Below are 19,578 nucleotides of genomic sequence, written 5' to 3' on the forward strand. Positions count from 1 at the left end.
AAAATTGAAATCCGTTTAATCGAAAAACCTCTGTAACTAACTATATTTCAAATATTTCAAAGAACTATTTTAGATTTTAATGGGACAGTAATGAATCCGAACAAAGAAATAACGCCCAACATTTCCACAATTTCACCTTCATCCCAATACTTGTATAAGGTTTTCTTTATTTTGGGATTCATGGTATTGGGTACTTGGGAAGCAGCCAATGCGAAATCCAATGCCACTCGTTCCGCTTCCGAAAAGGCAGCATGTGTTCTGTACGCCCAAATATTGTCCAATTGTTCTTGTTCCGCTCCATAACGCTCTGCCGCCCTAATAGCATGCGCTTGACAATAGCGGCAACCAGTGGCGTTACTGCTCACCCATGCCATCATTCTTTTCAAAGAAGAACTGACCCTTCCTTCATTGGCCATGACGGCCATATTCAAATTAATAAATGCCTTGGAAATAGCTGGCCGATGTTGCATGGTCAATACTGAATTGGGACAGAAACCCAAAGTTTCATTAAAAAATTCGGACAACTCTTTGGTCGCCACATCGTGATCGGAATCTAAAGGCTCTACAAGGGACATGGTTTGTGAATTATGCGTATTTTTGACCTATACAAGTAACGAAAAAAACAGCTACATGACAAATCAAATTACTACCAAATGGCTTGGCAATATGGCCTTTGAAAGCAATAATCCTTCCGGAAACAATCTAATTATAGATGTTGCCCCTGAAAATGGGGGCGAAGGTATGGGATATAGACCAAAAGCGCTAATGCTTACCTCTTTGGCCGGTTGCTCTGGTCTAGATGTAGCTTCACTTATTAAAAAAATGAAGCTGGAGGTGGAAGAGTTTAGAATTGAAACTATTGCCAACCTAACTGAGGAAGACCCTAAATTTTACGACAAGGTGGTGGTAGAATATCATTTTACAGGTGCTAACCTCAATGAAAAAAAATTGCAAAGGGCGGTTGATCTTTCGGTTGAAAAATATTGTGGGGTCATGGAAATGTTTAGACAATTCTCAACCTTGGAGGTTAAGACTTATTTTAATAAATAGTAACTGCCCTTCTTCTTAACTATGATCAAAAGAGTTTTATTCTTTTTAGGTAGCTTAATGCTTACCCATCAAACCTCACAGGCCCAAAATATAGAAAATATTATATCCCACAATCAGGAAACCATTGTTACCGATCCTTCAAAAGGTGAAAATAGTTATAAGCGCTGGGCCGTTTTTCCTCCCACAACCAGAGAAATTCGGCAGATAATCTTAAAACTTACTTTTGAATGCCCGGACAATATGCGCTGTGCGGACTGGGATTATGTTGATCACCTGAAAGTGAGGCAAAAGAATGACACTGTCGACTACGAAATTGCAAGAATGCTCACGCCCTATGGCGGTAGATTTCAGGAAGACTGGCGATTTGATTGGAAAGTGGACATTACGGATTTTAGTCCCATTTTAAGGGATAGCCTAGAAGTAGATTACATACATACAGGTTACGAGGATAATAAAAGTCGTGGTTGGAAAGTAACCGTAGATTTTGAAATAACGTACGGAAAACCCGTTGCAGAACAATTGACAATACATAAAATTTACGATGGCAATTACAGTTATGGCGACAAAACAGATCCCATTGAAAATTACCTGACACCAGTGGCTTTAACTGCCAATGCCCAATCCACCTATGCGAAGGTAAAAATTCATCAGACAGGACATGGAATGGATGCCGATGGCTGCGGGGAATTTTGTGACAAATACCGGCAAGTACTCTACAATGGCAAAGTTTTGGACACAAAACAGTTGTGGATGGAATGTGGCGACAACCCCTTATACCCGCAAGCCGGGACCTGGATCTTTGACCGTGCCAATTGGTGCCCCGGATACTTACTGCAACCTGATGAGGTAAAATTTGATCTGAATTCCGGACAGGAATTCACGATTGATCTTAATATGGAGCCCTACGAAACAGAAAAGCCCAGCGCCAAGGAGCTTTTAGTGGCCTTTGTTCTGGAATACGGAAAGATAAACTCTGACAATGATGTAACTCTAGTGGATATAATATCCCCTAGCAATGAAAAAATCTATAGTAGGAAAAATGAAACCGGAGCTTTAGCGGTTATCCGGATAAAAAATAATGGCAAGGACAATTTGAAATCTGTGCTGGTAAATTATCATTTGGCCGGAGAAAAGCCGAAAGAGTTTAAATGGAAAGGAGACATTCCGTTTGGGGAAACAGCATTACTAACATTGCCCGAAGAAGTATTTAGCGATGAACAGTCCACGCTCTTTTATGTAGAATTAAAAAGACCCAATGGCAGAAAAGATGGATATAAAGGGGATAATTCCAAAAACTCGGTCTATACCAGGCCAAATATTTTGCCAGAATCCAGTATTATTTATTTTAAGACCAATAATAAGCCAGGACAAAATACCTACTCGGTTACCAATAGCTATGGTAAATCTATATTTAAAAGAGACAGTGTAGATCTTAAACCCAACACAGCGTATATGGACACCCTTAAGCTCCAAGAGGGCAATTATACTTTTAAGGTAGAAGATAAGGGCGGGGATGGACTTGAGTTTTGGTTTAAGGCAAAAGATGGCAATGGTACCGTTAAATTATTGGATACTTTAGGGCAGGCCATAAAACATTTCAATTCCGATTTCGGAAGCAATATAATTTATAACTTTAGGGTAAAACCTGGAGCAACCTATCATTTGGACAATGAACCTTCCATAAACATGTTCCCTGCCAGGACACAGGGTCCGGTAACTCTGGATTATTTTGCCAACGACGAAAAGGATGTGGAGGTTATAATTACCCAACAAGAGGATGAATCGAAAATAGTGGAAACCCATACCTACTTAAATTTCAAAAAGGGTATTTTTACATATGACCTCTCCTATTTGCCTAAAATGCGCTACTATCTAAAAGTTGTTATAGACGGCAAAGAAGTATTTAAAAATAGAATTAGGCTAAAGGAGTAATTACCATGCGCTGGACCATTAAACCAAAACCCGAACAACCACAAATTGATGCGTTGGCCACCGCCTTACACGTGGAAGATCTGGTAGCGCAACTATTATTACAGCGTGGCATTGCCAACTATGAGGATGCCAAAAGGTTTTTTAGGCCACAGCTTTCAGACCTTCACAATCCTTTTTTAATGAAGGATATGGACAAGGCCGTAGAACGTATAGAAAAGGCCATTATACAAGAAGAAAATATACTGATTTATGGAGATTACGACGTGGATGGCACTACTGCGGTAGCCTTGGTTTCCTCTTATTTGGAAAGCACCTACCCCAACGTGGCCACCTATATACCAGATCGCTACAATGAAGGCTATGGGGTTTCCTATCAAGGTATAGACTTCGCGGAGGACAACGGTTTTTCCTTAATAATTGCCTTGGATTGTGGGGTAAAAGCCATTGAAAAGGTTGACTATGCCAAGGAAAAAGGTATCGACTTTATTATCTGTGACCACCATAGGCCAGGGAATACTTTGCCCGATGCGGTAGCCGTACTGGACCCAAAAAGAGCAGATTGCGAATACCCCTATGATGAACTTTGTGGTTGTGGGGTAGGCTTCAAATTAATACAGGCACTAGGGAGCAAAAAGGGCGAGACCACCGAGGATTTAGTTCATTACCTAGATTTGGTAGCCACCGCCATTGGTGCGGATATTGTACCCATGACAGGGGAAAATAGGGTGCTGGCCTATTGGGGGCTTCAAGTAATAAATCAAAATCCTAGAGCCGGATTTAAAGCCATTATCAATCAGATAAAGAAACAAGTACTTACCATTACAGATGTCGTATTCATAATTGCCCCACGAATTAACGCAGCAGGAAGGATGGAGCACGGGCAACACGCCGTGAATCTGTTAAAGGAAACCGATTTGAAACGGGCGGAATTTTTTGCCGCCGAAATAGAGCAATACAATACGGACAGAAGAAATCTTGACCAACTCATTGCTCAAGAAGCCCTTTTACAGATACAAGAAAACAAAGAAGAGGAAGGTTTTACTTCTGTAGTCTACAAGGAAACTTGGCATAAGGGGGTAATTGGAATCGTTGCCTCACGTCTTATTGAAACTTATTACAGACCCACTTTGGTTTTTACCAAGAGTGGCAATAAATTAGCAGCCTCTGCGCGATCCATTAAAGGTTTTGATGTATATGAGGCATTGGAGGGGTGTTCCGATACCATTGAACAATTTGGTGGGCATATGTATGCCGCCGGACTTACCTTACTTGAAGAAAATTACGCGGCCTTTAAATCCAAATTCGAGGAAGTAGTTGCCAATACCATGGATCCAAATCTGATGACACCTGAAATAATGGTAGATGCCATAATTGGCATGGAACAAATTACCCCGAAATTAATGCGTATTCTTAAACAATTTGCCCCTTTTGGGCCAGGCAATATGACCCCTGTTTTCATGGCCGAAAATCTCAACGATACCGGCTACGCGAAAGTGGTCGGACAAGAAGGAAAGCATCTAAAGTGTAAGCTTTTTGACAAAAATAACGGCTCCAAGAGATCGGCTATTGGTGCCATAGGATTTAATTTAGGCAAGAATTTACCTACGGTTTTAACTAATTCCGTTAGTGCCGTTTTTACACTGGACGAAAACGAATGGCAGGGTAATATATCGCTTCAAATGAAGTTAAAAGACCTAAAAGACCACAATAGTTATCAATTATAATTTATCAATAAATATTAAGCATCAATAGTATACCACTTTAACAAGCTTAGGCTACATAATTAGATAAGAATAATCTTTCTTTTTACACTGTGCAGTTAAATCGATTACCACTATGCAGATTTTTCCTTTGGATGGATCATAAAATCTGCTAAATTTCAGTTCTGAGATGCCTCATACTTTTTCAGGGACAATGAAGAACCATCAAATTCGCCATAGGTAAAATAAGAAATCCAATCCCCCAAGTTTACATAGGTGGATCGTTCATTCAGGGCAATTTCCAGAGGCAGGTGTCGATGGCCAAAAACAAAATAATCGTACTGCTGTTGTTCCAGTTTTCGTCGGCAATATTGCACCAACCATTCATTCTCCTCTCCCAGAAATTTAATGTCCTCATCACCGGAAATCATTTTGTTCTTTACGGAAAGATATTGGGCCAATTTAACCCCAAAATCTGGGTGCAACCAATTGTATAGCCATTTGGATACAGGGTTAGTGAACACCTTTTTCATCCGCTTGTATCCTTTGTCACCAGGACCCAAACCGTCACCGTGCCCAATTAAAAAAGACATGCCGTTCAAAAGAAAGGACTGTGGCTTATGATATACGGGAATGTTCAGCTCCTCTTCAAAATAGCCGTTCATCCATAAATCGTGATTCCCAACAAAATAATAGACGGGGATTCCTGAATCGGTAATTTCAGCCAGCTTCCCCAAGGTACGGGTAAAGCCCTTTGGCACTACCGTTTTATATTCGAACCAAAAATCGAAAAGATCCCCTAAAAGAAAAATAGCGGCAGCATCCTCTTTTATGGTATCCAACCAAGCCACGAATCTTTTTTCACGTGGAAAACTAAGGTCCTTGGTAGGAGCCCCTAAGTGATTATCACTGGAAAAGTAGATTTTTTTGCCCTTGGGAACGTCGATAGATTTCATTCTGGGCCTATTTAATTATCCGAAGCATACCATTCTGCAAAGGAGGTATCGGTTTCCTGCAGTTTTAAAGAATGTAGGCTTATATTTTTCGGCAACCGGGATTTAATTCTATCTGCAAAATCCAAAACCATATTTTCACTGGTAGGTTGATAGTTGGCCAATATTACATTGTGCCCCCTATCCGTTAATTCCTGCGCCAATTCCACATGCGGAGTATTTTTATTAAAAACGGTAGCATGGTCAAACTGATCCACAATCTCTTCCTTCACGATTCTCTTCAAATCCCCAAAATCTATAACCATTCCCAATTTTACGTGGGCAGTATCGGTAATAGGCTTCCCAATTACGGTTACTGAAAGTTTATAACTATGCCCATGTACATTTCTACATTTACCATCATAACCGAACAAGGCGTGTCCAGTTTCAAAATTAAACTGTTTGGTAATACGAATGTTGCCCATATTATTTATTTGGACTGCAAAGGTAATTTATTCTGGGAAACTAATCATTGAGTATGGGCTGTGTCCAAGCAGATTCGTATTTGATATCCTCTATTGGGTTTTCCTGAAGTTTTGAAGAAGTTATTTTACTTCTAATAAATAGTATATCCTCCGATAGCTCGAAACTGGCAGCACTGCCCTTCACAGCCTTCAACTCCTTGACTTCGGTATCCCCTTTAAGACATCCAAGAAAAGTTATATTATATTCAATACCCGTTTCCGGTTCCACTTCCACCTTCAAGGTCCTGTCCCCAAATTCCAAAGTTTTAAGGGTAACCCCAGTGGTAGAATAGAAGTCGCCCCTTTCCATGGCCTCTATCAATGCAGGGGCCGATAAGGTGTCGGACTGCACCATGACCCAACCTCTGCCAGAATTGCTCCATTTATTACCCATTTTATGGTAATTATGTGAATCATCGGTTGCCAAACCATACATTATGGGTTTTTTGGCCGCTATATAGGAAACATTGATCTGATCCCACATTTCCTCTGTAGAAATATGTGTAGAATCCCCCATATTATGGACCATGGGATGACCGTTGTACACTTCAAAAAAACGCTCTCCCTTTAAGGATATCATATCTTCAAGACTAATACTATAATAAAAATTAGGATGATTTATGTGCGGCATAATAGGCACTCCTGTCTCCTTCCGTTGTTCTAACACCGCATCCAGATTGTTTTGCATGACTTCAGAAATACTATTGCCTCCCTGCGGATCTATCTTTTTCTGAATATTTGTGGCGTTCATATGAACATGCTTGTCTTCGTACCTGTCTGTTATTTCCTCCGAATGAATAACCAAAAACTCCCCGGCCTTTTCAAATAAATCCTTATACTCGGCATAGGTCTTTAATTTTACATGCACTTTCCCAGAGTCCGTTTTATGATCTACCCAATCCTCTCCATAGGTTGTCAGGTAATTCTTGAAACTGTTCTGATAAATGGAATCTTCCCTTATCTGTATCCATTTTTCCTCCATGGAAATGGTATTGTGGTCCGATAGGGCAATGAAGTGATAGTCGTGCGACTTATACCACTCCAAAATAGTCTCTGGAAACTCGTCCCCATCACTCCAGAACGAATGGGTATGTAGATTACCTTTGTACCATATTTTATTTACAGTTACGTCAGTACTTTTATTACTATCTCCACAGCTTAACACTAGAAAAGCCATAATCAACAAAATAGGGGATAAAAAATGTTTCATTTATAAGTCATTTGGAAATTGAAGCCCAAAAGTTAATGAAAATGTATTAGAAATCAGGGAATAAGCCTAAAATCAGTATTAAATATTACAATAACATAATACACCGTTCAGGACAGTTTAAACACCCTTAACACTCCGTGTAAAACCAATGACAATTTCATCTATTTTTGCTCGATTTTTAAAACATCATAAAATTGGTAGAACTATTTGAGCAATTGGAGTTTAAGGAGAATCCACTTTTCGAAAAAGTGATAGAGGATATCCTAATTCAGAAATACAGCGTCGTGGACGACTTTTTCTCTTTGGAAGAAGTAGCCCAATTACGGGATTCCCTCCTTAACAAATACGAAGAAGACCAATTTAAAAAAGCAGCCATTGGGAATCGTGTCAACGAATTGATCATCAAGGCAATCCGTGGCGATTTTATCCTTTGGATGGATGAACGCAGCAATGATGAGCTGGAACAGCAGTTTTTTCTAAAAATCAATGAATTGGCAAATTATTTGAACAAAACCTGTTTTATGGGCATACTGTTCAAAGAGTTTCACTACGCCATTTATCCTGAAGGCACTTTTTACAAGAGACATTTGGATACCTTTCAAAATGATGACCGACGAAAACTTTCCATGGTCTGTTACCTAAACGAGCCCGACTGGGTCCCCGAAAAAGATGGTGGAGAACTGGTACTTTACCTACCCACAGAAAATGGCGAAGAGGCAAAACATATTACCCCCTTTCCTGGAAGGGTCGTTATTTTTGAAAGTCAGGAATTGGAGCATGAAGTAAAACCTGCCCATCGTGAACGCCTGAGTATTACTGGGTGGCTTAAAACTAGATAAGCTAATTACCTTTTATATTTTCTATTGTTTTTAATTCGATTAACGAAATAAACTACCAATAAAACCAAGGCAAGAAGAGGGAATACAAAGTTCCCGTTTAAGAACGATAAAATATCCATTATAAAAGTTTAAAAAAATATAACGACGCACAAGGTTGCTTATTGCTTCTTAACAAAAAAAGCAACTATGGCCGAGGTAACAATTCCCATGGTCAATGCGCCAAAAAGACTTTGAACTATATAGCTTTTCATATTAAAATAGCTCTCGGCAGCCTCTTGCCCCATCTTACCGGAATCCACCACAAACTTAATAATATTTGTAAAATATTCTGGTGTAATTACTGTGCTGGTAATGTATTGTGTAAGTGGACTAATTACAGCAATGATCACACTTAATATAATACCACTGATGAAACCCTGTTTCCAAGTCATTTTTCCATTATAATCAACCTTTCTTTTGTCCAATAAGGCCAAAACGTAGACTGCTATAGCTATAATTGCGAAAAAATTGGTATAAATGGCGTGCTTTTCTATAAGCACATCGTGCCAACCCATAGATTTCTCGAAGACCATCCACAGCAGTGTGGCCAAAGCAAAAATAACTGCCCATTTAATTTCAATACGGAACTTGCTCATAATACTCACTATTTTTTAAATTTTTGAAGCGCTTTTTTCGTCTCCTCAGAAATGGCCAATCGCCCGGTTATTTCTGCCCGGTTGGTCAGTAAAGTGTCCCAATGCCCGGTTCCTTCCCAAAGTACTTTTTTCCATTCCTCCAAAGCCTCAGTATTATACCCTGCTAGTTTTTCTGCAAAAAATTCCAGCTCCTTGTCCAACTCCCCTACTTTATCAAACACTTTTGAAAACAAGCCCTTTTCCTGTGCCCAATAGGCATTTTTCCATTCATTGGGGGAAAGCGACATTTCTGAAAGGGCAGCAACGCCAATTTTTCGCTGTACCGCAGGGGCAATTACCAATGGTGCAATGCCGATGGTAAGTTCTGACAATCTTATGGATGCTGCCTCCGAGGCAAATACATAATCGCATGCCGATATAATTCCCACTCCCCCACCAACGGCCTTACCTTGAACCCTTCCTATGATAAGCTTTTTACAGCTTCTCATGGCATTGATAAGGTGTGCAAAACCACTAAAGAATATCTTTCCTTCAGACAAATTGCTTACTTCTACCAATTCATCAAAGGAGGCACCTGCACAGAAAGCCCTATCCCCTTCAGATTTTAATACGATTACGGATACCTCATTGTTATCCGATAATTCCCCCAAAGTTTTAGTGAGCCTTTCCAACAGTTCCGCTACAAATGAATTGCTGGCAGGATGTCCAAATTCTACTGTGGCCACACCATTGACGATGCTAGTATATAAACTTCCGTTAGATCGGGTAGTGCCCATATGATTTTTTTTGGTTGAAGTCTTTATTAAATTTACCTCCGCACCTGAAATTTTTGACAAATATTGCAGTGTGGTATTTCAAAATTAAACGTTTTGAAGAAGCGGACGAAACTTTCGCCTAAATTTCCATACCAAGGCCCCACCCCTAACAAACATCCATAGGGTAAAAGCTATCCAAATCCCATAAAGCCCCCAACCCAAAAATTTACCAAGGAAGAGTACAGGAACAAAACCGAGGAAAGTGGCCACCAATAAAACATTTCTAAGGTACTTCATTTCCCCCAAACCTTTAAATAGTCCGTCGAAAACAAAAGCGACCATATTCATAGGGATTCCCAAAATAAGAATAAAAAAAACGGAATAGAAGGCTTGCAATACCGTTGTGTCATTAGAAAATATACGTCCTATGGGCCTATAAAACAAGAAGCCCACCGCAGCGAGTATCATACTTATAACCAAACCGTACAACATTATTTTTTTCGCCAATTCCCAGAGTCCGTCGTAGTTCTTGGCACCCAATAATTTACCTCCCATAATATTCCCGGCGGCACCATAGCCATCAATAAAAAATGCCGAAAAAAGCCAAAGGTTTATGGCTATGGTATGCGCCCCAATATATTTGTCACCCAAGGCAGTAGCCTCCCTAACCGCCAGAATTAAGGCAATATTTAATGCCAATGCCCTTACAAAAAGGTTTAGGCTCATAGTCACCAATCTACCCAATTCAGGATGAAGCGGGAATTTTAATGCCAGGCTGATATTTGTTTTTGTTATCAAAAGGACAAATGCCATGACAGCCATAATGCCCTGTGCAATTAAACTGGCCCATGCCGCCCCTTCCAAATACATTGGGGAAATAAGCCCTTCTACACCATATACCAAAATAAAATCGAGCACTATATTCAAAACAGCCCCTGTGATTGCTATTACCATTGGGTAATAGGTATTTTGCAGGCCTCGAAAAATGCCCATTACGGCAAATACAAATAAAGTTAGCGGAAAACCCCATACCCGAATAGAGTAGTAAGAAATGCACAGTTCCAGAATTTTACCGGAAGCGTTGAGCAAAGCAAATATTTCCTCAACCACAAAAACGGTAGAAAGAAGAATCACAATACTTAGAAAAATATTTAGAAAAATGGCCTGTGCAGGGAGTGTTTTAACCCTCTCCAACTTATCCGCACCCAAATATTGGGAAATTATAGCAGAAATTGCGCTGCGCGTTTGCCCTAGAATCCATATCAACATGGACAAAAACGAGCCCACAATACCAGCTGCAGCCAGGGATTCCATACCATCTTGGGGTATGTTGCCCACTATGGCCGTATCGGTTATGGACAGAATTGGTTCCGCAATACCGGCAATGGTAGCAGGTATGGCAAGATTATTTATAGACTTAAAATTTATTACTGTATCCAAAAAAGTATTTTACAATATTAGTTCATAACAATGAAAAGGTAACTCGCTCTGTTTGGGGAAATGAATATCGCCTACAGCTTGGTAACCCCTTGCCCGATAAAAATTATTATTGCGGGCATTTTTACTAAAAGTATCGAGTCTTACGGAAACAAAACCGCCTTTGCGGGCAAGATCTTCGGCAAAATCCATTAATTCCTGGGCATAGCCTTTTTTTTGTTCCTCTGGATGTACGGCCAATCGATGTATATAAATATTATTTTTATTTGGCGTTAACCAGCCAATGGGATAATATTCCGCATCCATGAAGTTGGAGACTACTATAGTTCCAATTATATTATCCCTTATTTCCAAAACATAGAGTTCATTCCTGGAAATATCATTCACAAAGGCCTCTTCCGAGGGATAATATTCGTTCCATTGATAAATGCCCTGGTCTATCATGTTTTTTGCGCAGGCCTTTGTAATATTCAAAATATCGGGAATTTCCAATATCTTTGCCAATCGAATCATGAACGGTTGAATTTAATTTGTAAATTTATGCTATTCATGAACAATTGAAGCATATGTAAGAAAGGAATCCTTTCTTTTATAATAACCTATGTTTACTAACGCCATGTCTGACCAACAAACAAGTAAAAGCGTTAAAAGCTATTAAGACTGAACTTATGAAAAATATCCTTGTTCCTATTGGAACCTCTGAAAATGCCCATGAAACATTACAATATGCGGTAGATTTCGCCACCGAATTCGATTCCAACATTTATGTGATGGAAGTATTTAGTGTTAGTGCGAGTGCCAGCAGTTTGGCCAATATCAGGGAAAAACTGGACGAACGCACCAAGGAGCACATTAAAGGGGTCATCGACAAGGTTGATGCCAGGAATATTAATATTAAGATAGCCACTTATAACGGTGACATTGTTGATGGGCTTAAAGATATTGATAAGGATCTAGGTATTGACCTGATTATTATAGCGCCTAGAAGCAATGACATTCAAGAGGAGTATTACCTGGGAAATACTTCTGGAAAAATTGTAAAACAAACGGATATCCCTACCCTTATAGTACCAAAAGGAACAGTTTTTAAACCATTTAAAACCATCCTAACGGCGTTTAAATCAGGGGTATTAAAGCAGAAGAGCATTTTATACCCACTAGTGGAAATTAAGAAAAAATTTGAATCCAAAGTAAGCCTGTTATTTGTAAAAACACCAGGTTACACCAAGGAGGACCTTAAAATAAACATGTCCTTGATGGGCTTGAGTGCCGAACTTACCCAATCTGAAAACCCATCGACCTATTTGGGGGTATTACAGCATTTTGAGGCGAAACACCCAGACCTATTATGCGTTTTTAGACGAAAAAGGGGTTTTTTTAAAAAACTATGGGAAAAGAACACGATTCTGAAATCGGAATTTTACGCTCCCGTGCCTGTTTTGGTCTTAAGTGTAAAGAAAGATTAATAAAATTGCAATTAGCTGAATTTGTACTTTGATTATGTTGGAAAAAGTATTTTCTTTGCGGCAGCCAAATTTGGGGGATTAGCTCAGCTGGCTAGAGCGCTTGCCTGGCAGGCAAGAGGTCACCGGTTCGACTCCGGTATTCTCCACCAATAAACACAGGGCTTCAAGAGTTTTTAACTTTTGAAGCTTTTTTTATTTGCACTCAATTTGCACGCATTTTTTGGCTTTTTATGGTCTTATTTGGATTGATTTAATGGCCTTACCAAATAAGAGAGTTTTTAGGTTGGTAAAATGAAGCTGCACTAGCTAAGAAGAGTAACTTGTGTTTCACTATAGATTTGTGCCTTGCATATTCTTATGGTCTAGTACCATGAGGTTTGTGAGTTCGAGTCTCTCCGCCTTTACAACAAGGGAAAGCCGACTTTTAGAAGTCGGCTTTTTTTGGTTGATTGAGAAAAGGCACTTCTGTCGTAAAAGTATCTTTTATATGTAACAAAAGTTACACAAAACCCTGGTATTTATTGACTTTAACTGATATAGGTCATTTTAACACCCATAAACGCTGCATACTTTTACATTATTATTAACCCTAAAATTTATTACAATGAAACGAATATTTTTTTTAATGGTATGTGCAGTTCTAGGAATTACAATACTCAATGCCCAAGATCAAGACAAGGTTCAAGACCGTGACCAAGACCGTTTACTATTGATCGATGGCGATGTACTCCAGATCAGAGATCGCGATCAAATACGTTTGCAGGAACCCTTGACCTTGAATGATGGTACGGTAGTGAACCCAAATGGGTCGTACCTGACCAGAGATCGTGACCGTCTGCGTTTAAAGGATGGCGAATGTCTGGACAATGATGGTGTTATGTATAGAAATGAATATCAGTACAGGTATAAAGTTATGCAAGAGAACAAAGGGCTGACCGAAGCGCAAATACAGGAAAGAAACCAAAATCGGTTTCAAGTGATGCTGGTCGATGGTGAGGCCGTTCAGATTAGAAACCAGGCACAGAGTAGATTACAACAACAGCTCGCACTTGCCGATGGTACAACCGTAAACCCTGATGGTACTTATCAAACAAAAGATCGTAAGCAGTTACGACTTCAAGATGGCGAATGCTTGAACATGGACGGACAGAAATTCAAGAACACCTACCAACAGCGTAAAATGATGGTCCAAAAAAACATGATGGGCAATAAAAAGATGATGAACAAAAAAGGAGTCCAAAAACCCAACGTTCAAAAAAAGAAAGGTAATAAATCAACCTTGTAAAACGAGATTTAGGGCTTTGCCACTAAAAAGTGGCAAAGCCACTTTCGTTTTAATAATTTCTTTCAGTCATGAAAACAAGACCCCTATTATGCCTTTTGTTGTTATTGTTTGTAGTAACCAACTTAATTGCCCAAGGCGACAAGAACTCTGGCAAAGTAAAATCAAGTGAGGATAAATCCTATTTTTTGGCCGATGTCAGCTATATCAACGATGCGGTATTTTTGGGCAGGCGTGATTCGATAGCTGCTCCCTATATTTTTCCTTCGATTGGCTATTACGATAAATCAGGTTTTTTTGCGGATGCCTCCATATCATACCTTACAGGCTCCGAGGAGAATAGAATAGATCTTTCCCTGATTACAGCTGGTTATTTGTTCGATACAAAGAACTGGAGCGGTGGCATTTCCGGTACCGCCTATTTTTACGATAAGGACAGTTACAACGTGCAATCGGAAGTTGTAGCCGATATCACAGGTATCCTAAGTTACGATTTAAAAGCCCTCGAAGTTTCCTTATCTGCCAGTACCTATTTTAACAACGGTGGTTCGCCCGATATTTTTGGTGGGCTGATGCTGGATCGTACTTTTTATGCTTTTGACACCAACTTGTTAATCGACCCAAGGGTGTCGTTCTACATGGGATCACAATATTTTTATCAGGAATATTACAGTACCAGTCGTCTGGGAAATCGAAAAGGGCAGGGAAAAGGTTCCGGGAGTTCGGAAACTATTACCATTACCTCCGTAGAGGTTGCTGAGGCCTCAGAATTCAATTTCTTAAACGTAGAGCTTAGTCTACCTGTACAATATTACAACAAGCACTTTATTTTTTCGTTTACACCAGTTTGGGCTTTTCCACAAAGCCAGGCCACAATTACCACAGTGGATGCCGTTATTGAGGAGGATCTGGAAAATGTGTTCTATTGGTCGGTGGGTATAAGTTACTGGTTTTATACCAAAAAGGAGATGTGAAATAATGTTGGGTTTTGATAGAGAACAACTGGAAACTGGAGACCGACAAAAAGGACAATAAGAGAAAGTATACATAAATCTTGAAAACCATAAAATTTTCAAATCCTTAAAAATCGACAGCCCATATAGAAATTTCTTCTTCTTCTTTCATGTTTTTATGATTAGAACAACTTATCTCTAATTTTCTAACTAAACCTATCAATTTAATGCTACACATACATTGATCAATATGGCTTTTCAAAGACTTAAAAAATAGATTGTGGATTATTGAGATATTGATAAAATAGATTAATATACTTAACAAATAAAATTGCAATTTATGTGTACTTCCGTTTATTACAAATGGGAGCACTTAATCCTATACGTGAATTTTAAGCCAATCTTAAGAAAAATCAAATCTTAACTTAATTGAAAATTACAACTTTTACGGGGTCAGTAATTCGGTGCATGAAAATAAGGTGGCTAAAGGCCTTACAACTTAAATGATGTTATGAATTATTATTTAGGTCAATTCATTTTATATCAGAAAATGGGCAAAAACAAACATAATAGAGGAAATAGTGAGGTAAAACCTGTAAAAAGCGCTGTTACCAAGAATGATAAAATAGTTTGGATTATTATTTTAATCGTTTTTATAATTTTAATCTTCTTTTTACTGTTCTTACAATTCCTAAAATACTTTATAGTCCTTTAATCGAAGGTTCACCCTTGATTTTTTTAGTTCGGGTTCTTTTTTGATTAATGAAAAAATAGTACTCATTAATTTTGAAAAGTGACAATGATCACATTTCAACTCAAATACATATTGTATAATTGTAATAAGAAACTAAAGAATGTCAGAATTTGAAGATGATTATCTAGACAATCATTATATACACCGAAGCAATTGGTTAAGAGCAGCTGTCCTTGGAGCAAATGACGGTATTTTGTCAACAGCAAGTCTTGCCATAGGTGTTGCTGCCGCGAGTAATTTTAGAGAGCCTGTTATATTGGCAACCTTAGCCGGATTAGTTGCCGGTGCCTTATCAATGGCAGCAGGAGAATATGTCTCTGTGAGCTCTCAAACAGATGTAGAACAAGCCGACATCGAGAGAGAAAGGCAAGAATTAAAGAAAATGCCCGAAATTGAATTACTGAGACTAGCAGATATTTATGAAAAGAGGGGGTTAAAAAAGCAAACCGCATTAACCGTTGCTAGAGAGTTAACGGAAAAGGATGCACTGGCAGCTCATATTAGGGATGAGTTGGGTATCAATGAAATAAGTCAGGCCAAACCAATACAAGCCGCCTTTGCCTCTGGTGCGGCCTTTACCGTTGGAGGCTTGCTACCTCTATTGGTAACGCTATTTCTACCCTTAAAAAGTATGGAGTATTATCTCTATGGTTCTGCCATTTTATTCTTGATTATTTTAGGGGGTTTAGCCGCTAAAACAGGAGGTTCCAGTATTGGAATAGCAATAATTAGGATAACTTTTTGGGGAACAGTCGCAATGGGATTGACAGCATTAGTTGGATATCTATTTGGAATTAGTTTGACCTAGAAAATGAATGATTCAATTTTTAAAAAAAAAGTGTTTAATAGTCGCTCAATATATTGTTATAAAAAAAGTTAATTGGAAATACAAAAGACAAACATTATGGAAAAAACAAAGTATTCTAAGATATATCGAATAATTCATTGGGCAATAGCTATTTCATTTCTACTACTGTTATTTACGATTTTTTTGCGATTAACTTGGATGAATAAGAATAATGTAGCAGCTATCATACAAGATTATTTGAGTGGGACAGACCAGGTTTTATCTCAGGAACAACTCATTTCTTTAGCTAAAAAGATAAGACAACCTATGTGGAATTGGCATATTTACATTGGTTATATATTGACTGGGTTATTTAGCTTGCGTTTTATACTTCCTATTTTTGGGCCTATGAAGTTTCAAAATCCTTTTGGCAAAAATCTATCCATAAAGGAGAAATTTCAAAAATGGACATATATCATTTTTTATCTCGGTGTCGTTATTTCTTTATTTACTGGACTAATAATAGAATTTGGGCCAAAAGAATTAAAAAGCTCAATGGAAGAAATCCACATACTTGGTATTTATTACTTGATCGGTTTTATTGTACTCCATTTAGCTGGTGTATTTATAGCAGAATTTACAGACCAAAAAGGTATTATTTCAAGGATAGTAAGCGGCTCGAAAAAGGATTATTAAAAAGCGCGAAAACATAACAAAGAAAGGAAATATGACAAGAAGCTTAAATCAAATTAGGTGTACAGAAGATACAGAAGCTTTGGCGAAATTGGCTAAAGTTTTTGGGCACTTCACTCGTATTGTCATCCTTAAGAATTAAAGTAGCTCTAAGTGGATTTCTTACAATTTCTTTTAGAGAATTGCAATATCCCAATTTTATCGGCATTTATACTCGGGCCAATATCAGCCATTATTGTTTGACCTTTGACAACCAATTTTGCGATAATAGAATTTTTGATAATTTTTAAGCCAATCTTAAGAAAAATCAAATCTTACTTAAATTAAAAAACATAACTTTTGTACCATGAGAATTCTAATCGTTGAGGATGAACCGGGCATATATAATTTCCTAAAGCAAGGATTGGAAGAAGAGTCTTATGCCGTAGATGTCGCGGAAGAGGGTCATAAAGGCCTTGCAATGGCACTTTCTGGAGAGTACGATCTACTACTCTTAGATTGGATGGTACCCGGAGTAAGCGGTATTGAAATTAGTCGCCAGTTCAGAAAAGAGTTCAAAGAAACACCTATAATTTTTTTAACTGCAAAGGATACAGTAGACGAAACTATCTTCGGGCTTCAGGCCGGTGCAAACGATTATATTAAAAAACCCTTTCATTTTGAAGAACTTCTTGAACGGATCAAAGTTCAATTGCGCCCAAAATCTGGTGAACATTCCGTTTTTAAACTAGGGGATATCACCCTCAATACGGCAACACATCAAGTTCTAAAGGGAGAGGAAGAAATTAGCCTGACGCAAAAAGAGTTCGCCTTGCTAGAATATCTAATACGGAATAAGGGTATGGTTTGCAGAAGATCTCGAATTATTGAAAGTGTTTGGGATATTCATTTTGAATATAATACGGGGGTTATTGACGTATATATCAATGCTCTTCGCAAGAAATTGAAACTGGCAAAAGACAATAATTATATACAGACGGTTCGAGGAGTGGGCTATATCGCGAAAGAAATATGAGCTTAAGTTTTAAAAACAGGATTGCATTACACTATATGGTTGCTACGGCCATTATAATGGCCGTAGCTGTTGGTACCGTCTATTTTGTAGTCAAAGAAACGGTTTACAAGAATTTGGATGATGACCTGTCATTCGAGGCATTGAAACATACCGGTGAAATAGAATTAGTAGGTGATAGCATACAGATTATCAATAGAGATGAATGGGAAGAAAGAGAGCATCGAGAGCTACAAGTCAATCCTGTATTTATCCAGATTATCGATAAGGAAGGAAACTTTATGGCCAAATCCCCTAATCTCAAAGAAGAGAAGCTTTCATTTAGAAGACAAAATCCTTTCGGCGGTCATTTTAATGAGACTCTTAATGACCGAGCTATTCGCCAGATTCAACTTCCAATTGAAAAAAACGGTAAAATTAAGGGTTTTATAATTGTTGCCATGTCACTGGAATCTTCAAATATGGTTTTGTTCAATTTGAAAAACGTCATGATAATTTCCTATGTACTTCTTTTGGCGGGACTTTATTTTATTTCTAGATATTTAGCCGGTCGTAGCATCATCCCTGTTCGAAATATCACTGAGACAACAAAAAGAATTACAAAGAATAATTTGAACGAAAGGGTCGTTCTTCCGCAGAACAAGGATGAGCTCTACGATTTGTCGTTCAGCATTAACGAGTTATTACAACGTATAGAAAATGCTATCGAGCGAAAACGGCAATTTACCTCTGACGCTTCCCACGAATTGCGAACACCTTTATCAACTTTAAAAGGCACTCTCGAGGTTTTGATCCGAAAGCCCAGGGAGAGGTCTGAATATGAGGATAAAATCAAATTTAGTCTTACGGAAATAGACCGAATGACCGCCACTATAGAACAGCTTTTACTACTTGCAAGACTAGATGTCAATTCAAGGACAGTCGACCAATCTTTGGTTCCTTTGCCTAATATAATTGAAGACATTCTTTCTAGACACAAAAAAGCAATATTGCAGAAAGAACTCTCTTTAGAATTTCACGATTGGGGTTCTATTGAAAATATGGTTCCTTTGTATTATACCAACTTGATATTGGACAATATAATTGGGAACGCCGTTAAGTATTCCAAAAACGGCACTACGGTTCGCATTACTATTGAGCAAATTGCCTCTAAGATTGTTTGTAAGGTTCAAGATGAAGGAATAGGTATTAAAAAAGAAGATTTAAAGAACTTATTCAACCACTTCTTTAGATCTGACGCACTAAACCATAAAAGTATTTCAGGCAATGGTTTAGGTCTGTCCATAGCCAAAAAAGCTGCCGATGCCATAAACGCTAAAATTTTGGTGCAAAGTGAATATGGCAACGGAACAACTTTCACTATTCAATTTTAAGCGAATCTTAAGATTTTCTTTCGCTAGTTTTTAGAGTACATGGCTACTTTTATAACTGAATTAGCAATAGCTCTTGAAAAAGAAAACATATTTAATCCTTTTTTGCCTTTAAATGTTTTGGTTAGTGTTTAATGGTTGTTTGACAAAGGTCCTGGACATTGTTCAGGGCTTTTGTTATTTTATAATCAGGCATCTTTAGTACAACGTATTTTAAGCAAGTCTTAAGAAAAGGCTTAGACAGATC

General features: G+C 38.3%; 18 protein-coding genes, 1 tRNA gene and 1 pseudogene. 12 read left to right on the top strand and 8 right to left on the bottom strand.

The features are described from left to right. Positions 1-89: 89 nt before the first annotated feature. Positions 90-575 (bottom strand): annotated as a pseudogene (locus MWU84_RS18615) (carboxymuconolactone decarboxylase family protein); the annotation flags it as partial. A 55-nt stretch (positions 576-630) separates the two neighbouring features. Here MWU84_RS18615 and MWU84_RS18620 point away from each other — a divergent pair. Genes MWU84_RS18620 through recJ form a run of 3 tightly spaced genes read left to right on the top strand, consistent with a single transcriptional unit; the run spans position 631 to position 4,706 of the window. Further along, positions 631-1,050: an OsmC family protein gene (locus MWU84_RS18620; protein WP_246904440.1), complete on the top strand. Its 420-nt coding sequence runs from the start codon at positions 631-633 to the stop codon at positions 1,048-1,050. A 21-nt stretch (positions 1,051-1,071) separates the two neighbouring features. Beyond that, the gene (locus MWU84_RS18625) at positions 1,072-2,982 is read left to right on the top strand and encodes a peptide-N-glycosidase F-related protein (protein WP_246904444.1); all 1,911 of its coding nucleotides are present in this window, start codon (positions 1,072-1,074) and stop codon (positions 2,980-2,982) included. Positions 2,983-2,987: 5 nt separating this feature from the next. Then, on the top strand, positions 2,988-4,706 hold the full coding sequence (recJ, locus tag MWU84_RS18630; protein WP_246904447.1) for a single-stranded-DNA-specific exonuclease RecJ: 1,719 nt from the start codon (positions 2,988-2,990) through the stop codon (positions 4,704-4,706). A 155-nt stretch (positions 4,707-4,861) separates the two neighbouring features. Here the strand turns inward: recJ and MWU84_RS18635 are convergent, their stop codons facing one another. Genes MWU84_RS18635 through MWU84_RS18645 form a run of 3 tightly spaced genes read right to left on the bottom strand, consistent with a single transcriptional unit; the run spans position 4,862 to position 7,348 of the window. Further along, positions 4,862-5,629, bottom strand: a complete 768-nt coding sequence (locus MWU84_RS18635) for a UDP-2,3-diacylglucosamine diphosphatase (protein ID WP_246904552.1) — start codon at positions 5,627-5,629, stop codon at positions 4,862-4,864. 20 nt (positions 5,630-5,649) lie between these two features. Further along, positions 5,650-6,099, bottom strand: coding sequence for a 6-carboxytetrahydropterin synthase (locus MWU84_RS18640; RefSeq protein ID WP_246904450.1), 450 nt, complete (start codon positions 6,097-6,099; stop codon positions 5,650-5,652). Positions 6,100-6,139: 40 nt separating this feature from the next. Further along, positions 6,140-7,348, bottom strand: coding sequence for a histidinol-phosphatase (locus MWU84_RS18645; RefSeq protein WP_246904453.1), 1,209 nt, complete (start codon positions 7,346-7,348; stop codon positions 6,140-6,142). A gap of 194 nt (positions 7,349-7,542) precedes the next feature. On the opposite strand from MWU84_RS18645, the gene MWU84_RS18650 reads away from it, so the two are divergent. Then, positions 7,543-8,187, top strand: coding sequence for a 2OG-Fe(II) oxygenase (locus tag MWU84_RS18650; protein WP_246904455.1), 645 nt, complete (start codon positions 7,543-7,545; stop codon positions 8,185-8,187). A gap of 158 nt (positions 8,188-8,345) precedes the next feature. Here MWU84_RS18650 and MWU84_RS18655 read toward each other — a convergent pair whose 3' ends face one another. The 4 genes from MWU84_RS18655 to MWU84_RS18670 form a co-directional block, all read right to left on the bottom strand. Then, entirely contained in the window at positions 8,346-8,822 is a 477-nt protein-coding gene (locus MWU84_RS18655) for a DUF4199 domain-containing protein (RefSeq protein ID WP_246904458.1), read from the bottom strand. Between the two features lie 8 nt (positions 8,823-8,830). Further along, positions 8,831-9,598 (bottom strand): enoyl-CoA hydratase/isomerase family protein, encoded by a 768-nt coding sequence (locus MWU84_RS18660; RefSeq protein WP_246904462.1) that lies wholly within the window; start codon positions 9,596-9,598, stop codon positions 8,831-8,833. Between the two features lie 84 nt (positions 9,599-9,682). Further along, positions 9,683-11,017: an MATE family efflux transporter gene (locus MWU84_RS18665; protein WP_246904465.1), complete on the bottom strand. Its 1,335-nt coding sequence runs from the start codon at positions 11,015-11,017 to the stop codon at positions 9,683-9,685. A gap of 9 nt (positions 11,018-11,026) precedes the next feature. Next, positions 11,027-11,527 carry a GNAT family N-acetyltransferase gene (locus tag MWU84_RS18670; protein WP_246904466.1) on the bottom strand — a complete coding sequence of 167 codons (501 nt, stop codon included), beginning with the start codon at positions 11,525-11,527 and terminating at the stop codon, positions 11,027-11,029. A 155-nt stretch (positions 11,528-11,682) separates the two neighbouring features. Between MWU84_RS18670 and MWU84_RS18675 the strand changes: the two genes are divergently transcribed. From MWU84_RS18675 to MWU84_RS18710, 8 genes are all read left to right on the top strand, one after another. Next, positions 11,683-12,480, top strand: coding sequence for a universal stress protein (locus MWU84_RS18675; RefSeq protein WP_246904467.1), 798 nt, complete (start codon positions 11,683-11,685; stop codon positions 12,478-12,480). A gap of 72 nt (positions 12,481-12,552) precedes the next feature. After that, positions 12,553-12,629: transfer RNA gene (locus MWU84_RS18680), tRNA-Ala, on the top strand. 455 nt (positions 12,630-13,084) lie between these two features. Next, on the top strand, positions 13,085-13,765 hold the full coding sequence (locus MWU84_RS18685) for a DUF6799 domain-containing protein (protein WP_246904468.1): 681 nt from the start codon (positions 13,085-13,087) through the stop codon (positions 13,763-13,765). A 68-nt stretch (positions 13,766-13,833) separates the two neighbouring features. Beyond that, complete coding sequence (locus tag MWU84_RS18690; protein ID WP_246904469.1) at positions 13,834-14,736, top strand: hypothetical protein; 903 nt, start codon at positions 13,834-13,836, stop codon at positions 14,734-14,736. Between the two features lie 833 nt (positions 14,737-15,569). Then, positions 15,570-16,277 (top strand): VIT family protein, encoded by a 708-nt coding sequence (locus MWU84_RS18695; protein WP_246904470.1) that lies wholly within the window; start codon positions 15,570-15,572, stop codon positions 16,275-16,277. A gap of 96 nt (positions 16,278-16,373) precedes the next feature. Beyond that, entirely contained in the window at positions 16,374-16,952 is a 579-nt protein-coding gene (locus tag MWU84_RS18700) for a cytochrome b/b6 domain-containing protein (protein ID WP_246904471.1), read from the top strand. A gap of 343 nt (positions 16,953-17,295) precedes the next feature. Next, complete coding sequence (locus MWU84_RS18705) at positions 17,296-17,964, top strand: response regulator transcription factor (protein WP_246904472.1); 669 nt, start codon at positions 17,296-17,298, stop codon at positions 17,962-17,964. Next, positions 17,961-19,334 carry a HAMP domain-containing sensor histidine kinase gene (locus MWU84_RS18710; RefSeq protein ID WP_246904473.1) on the top strand — a complete coding sequence of 458 codons (1,374 nt, stop codon included), beginning with the start codon at positions 17,961-17,963 and terminating at the stop codon, positions 19,332-19,334. Before MWU84_RS18705 ends, MWU84_RS18710 begins: the two co-directional genes overlap by 4 nt. Positions 19,335-19,578 lie beyond the last annotated feature (244 nt).

This window comes from Arenibacter sp. F20364 (assembly GCF_023015905.1).
In the GTDB taxonomy this organism is placed as follows: domain Bacteria; phylum Bacteroidota; class Bacteroidia; order Flavobacteriales; family Flavobacteriaceae; genus Arenibacter.

Bases quoted from the DNA above. Each gene is read 5' to 3' on its own strand.
- MWU84_RS18645 (WP_246904453.1), bottom strand. From the start codon at position 7,348: ATGAAACATTTTTTATCCCCTATTTTGTTGATTATGGCTTTTCTAGTG.
- MWU84_RS18660 (WP_246904462.1), bottom strand. From the start codon at position 9,598: ATGGGCACTACCCGATCTAACGGAAGTTTATATACTAGCATCGTCAAT.
- MWU84_RS18690 (WP_246904469.1), top strand. From the start codon at position 13,834: ATGAAAACAAGACCCCTATTATGCCTTTTGTTGTTATTGTTTGTAGTA.
- MWU84_RS18705 (WP_246904472.1), top strand. From the start codon at position 17,296: ATGAGAATTCTAATCGTTGAGGATGAACCGGGCATATATAATTTCCTA.
- recJ (WP_246904447.1), top strand. From the start codon at position 2,988: ATGCGCTGGACCATTAAACCAAAACCCGAACAACCACAAATTGATGCG.
- MWU84_RS18620 (WP_246904440.1), top strand. From the start codon at position 631: ATGACAAATCAAATTACTACCAAATGGCTTGGCAATATGGCCTTTGAA.
- MWU84_RS18655 (WP_246904458.1), bottom strand. From the start codon at position 8,822: ATGAGCAAGTTCCGTATTGAAATTAAATGGGCAGTTATTTTTGCTTTG.
- MWU84_RS18685 (WP_246904468.1), top strand. From the start codon at position 13,085: ATGAAACGAATATTTTTTTTAATGGTATGTGCAGTTCTAGGAATTACA.
- MWU84_RS18640 (WP_246904450.1), bottom strand. From the start codon at position 6,099: ATGGGCAACATTCGTATTACCAAACAGTTTAATTTTGAAACTGGACAC.
- MWU84_RS18695 (WP_246904470.1), top strand. From the start codon at position 15,570: ATGTCAGAATTTGAAGATGATTATCTAGACAATCATTATATACACCGA.
- MWU84_RS18675 (WP_246904467.1), top strand. From the start codon at position 11,683: ATGAAAAATATCCTTGTTCCTATTGGAACCTCTGAAAATGCCCATGAA.
- MWU84_RS18670 (WP_246904466.1), bottom strand. From the start codon at position 11,527: ATGATTCGATTGGCAAAGATATTGGAAATTCCCGATATTTTGAATATT.
- MWU84_RS18625 (WP_246904444.1), top strand. From the start codon at position 1,072: ATGATCAAAAGAGTTTTATTCTTTTTAGGTAGCTTAATGCTTACCCAT.
- MWU84_RS18710 (WP_246904473.1), top strand. From the start codon at position 17,961: ATGAGCTTAAGTTTTAAAAACAGGATTGCATTACACTATATGGTTGCT.
- MWU84_RS18700 (WP_246904471.1), top strand. From the start codon at position 16,374: ATGGAAAAAACAAAGTATTCTAAGATATATCGAATAATTCATTGGGCA.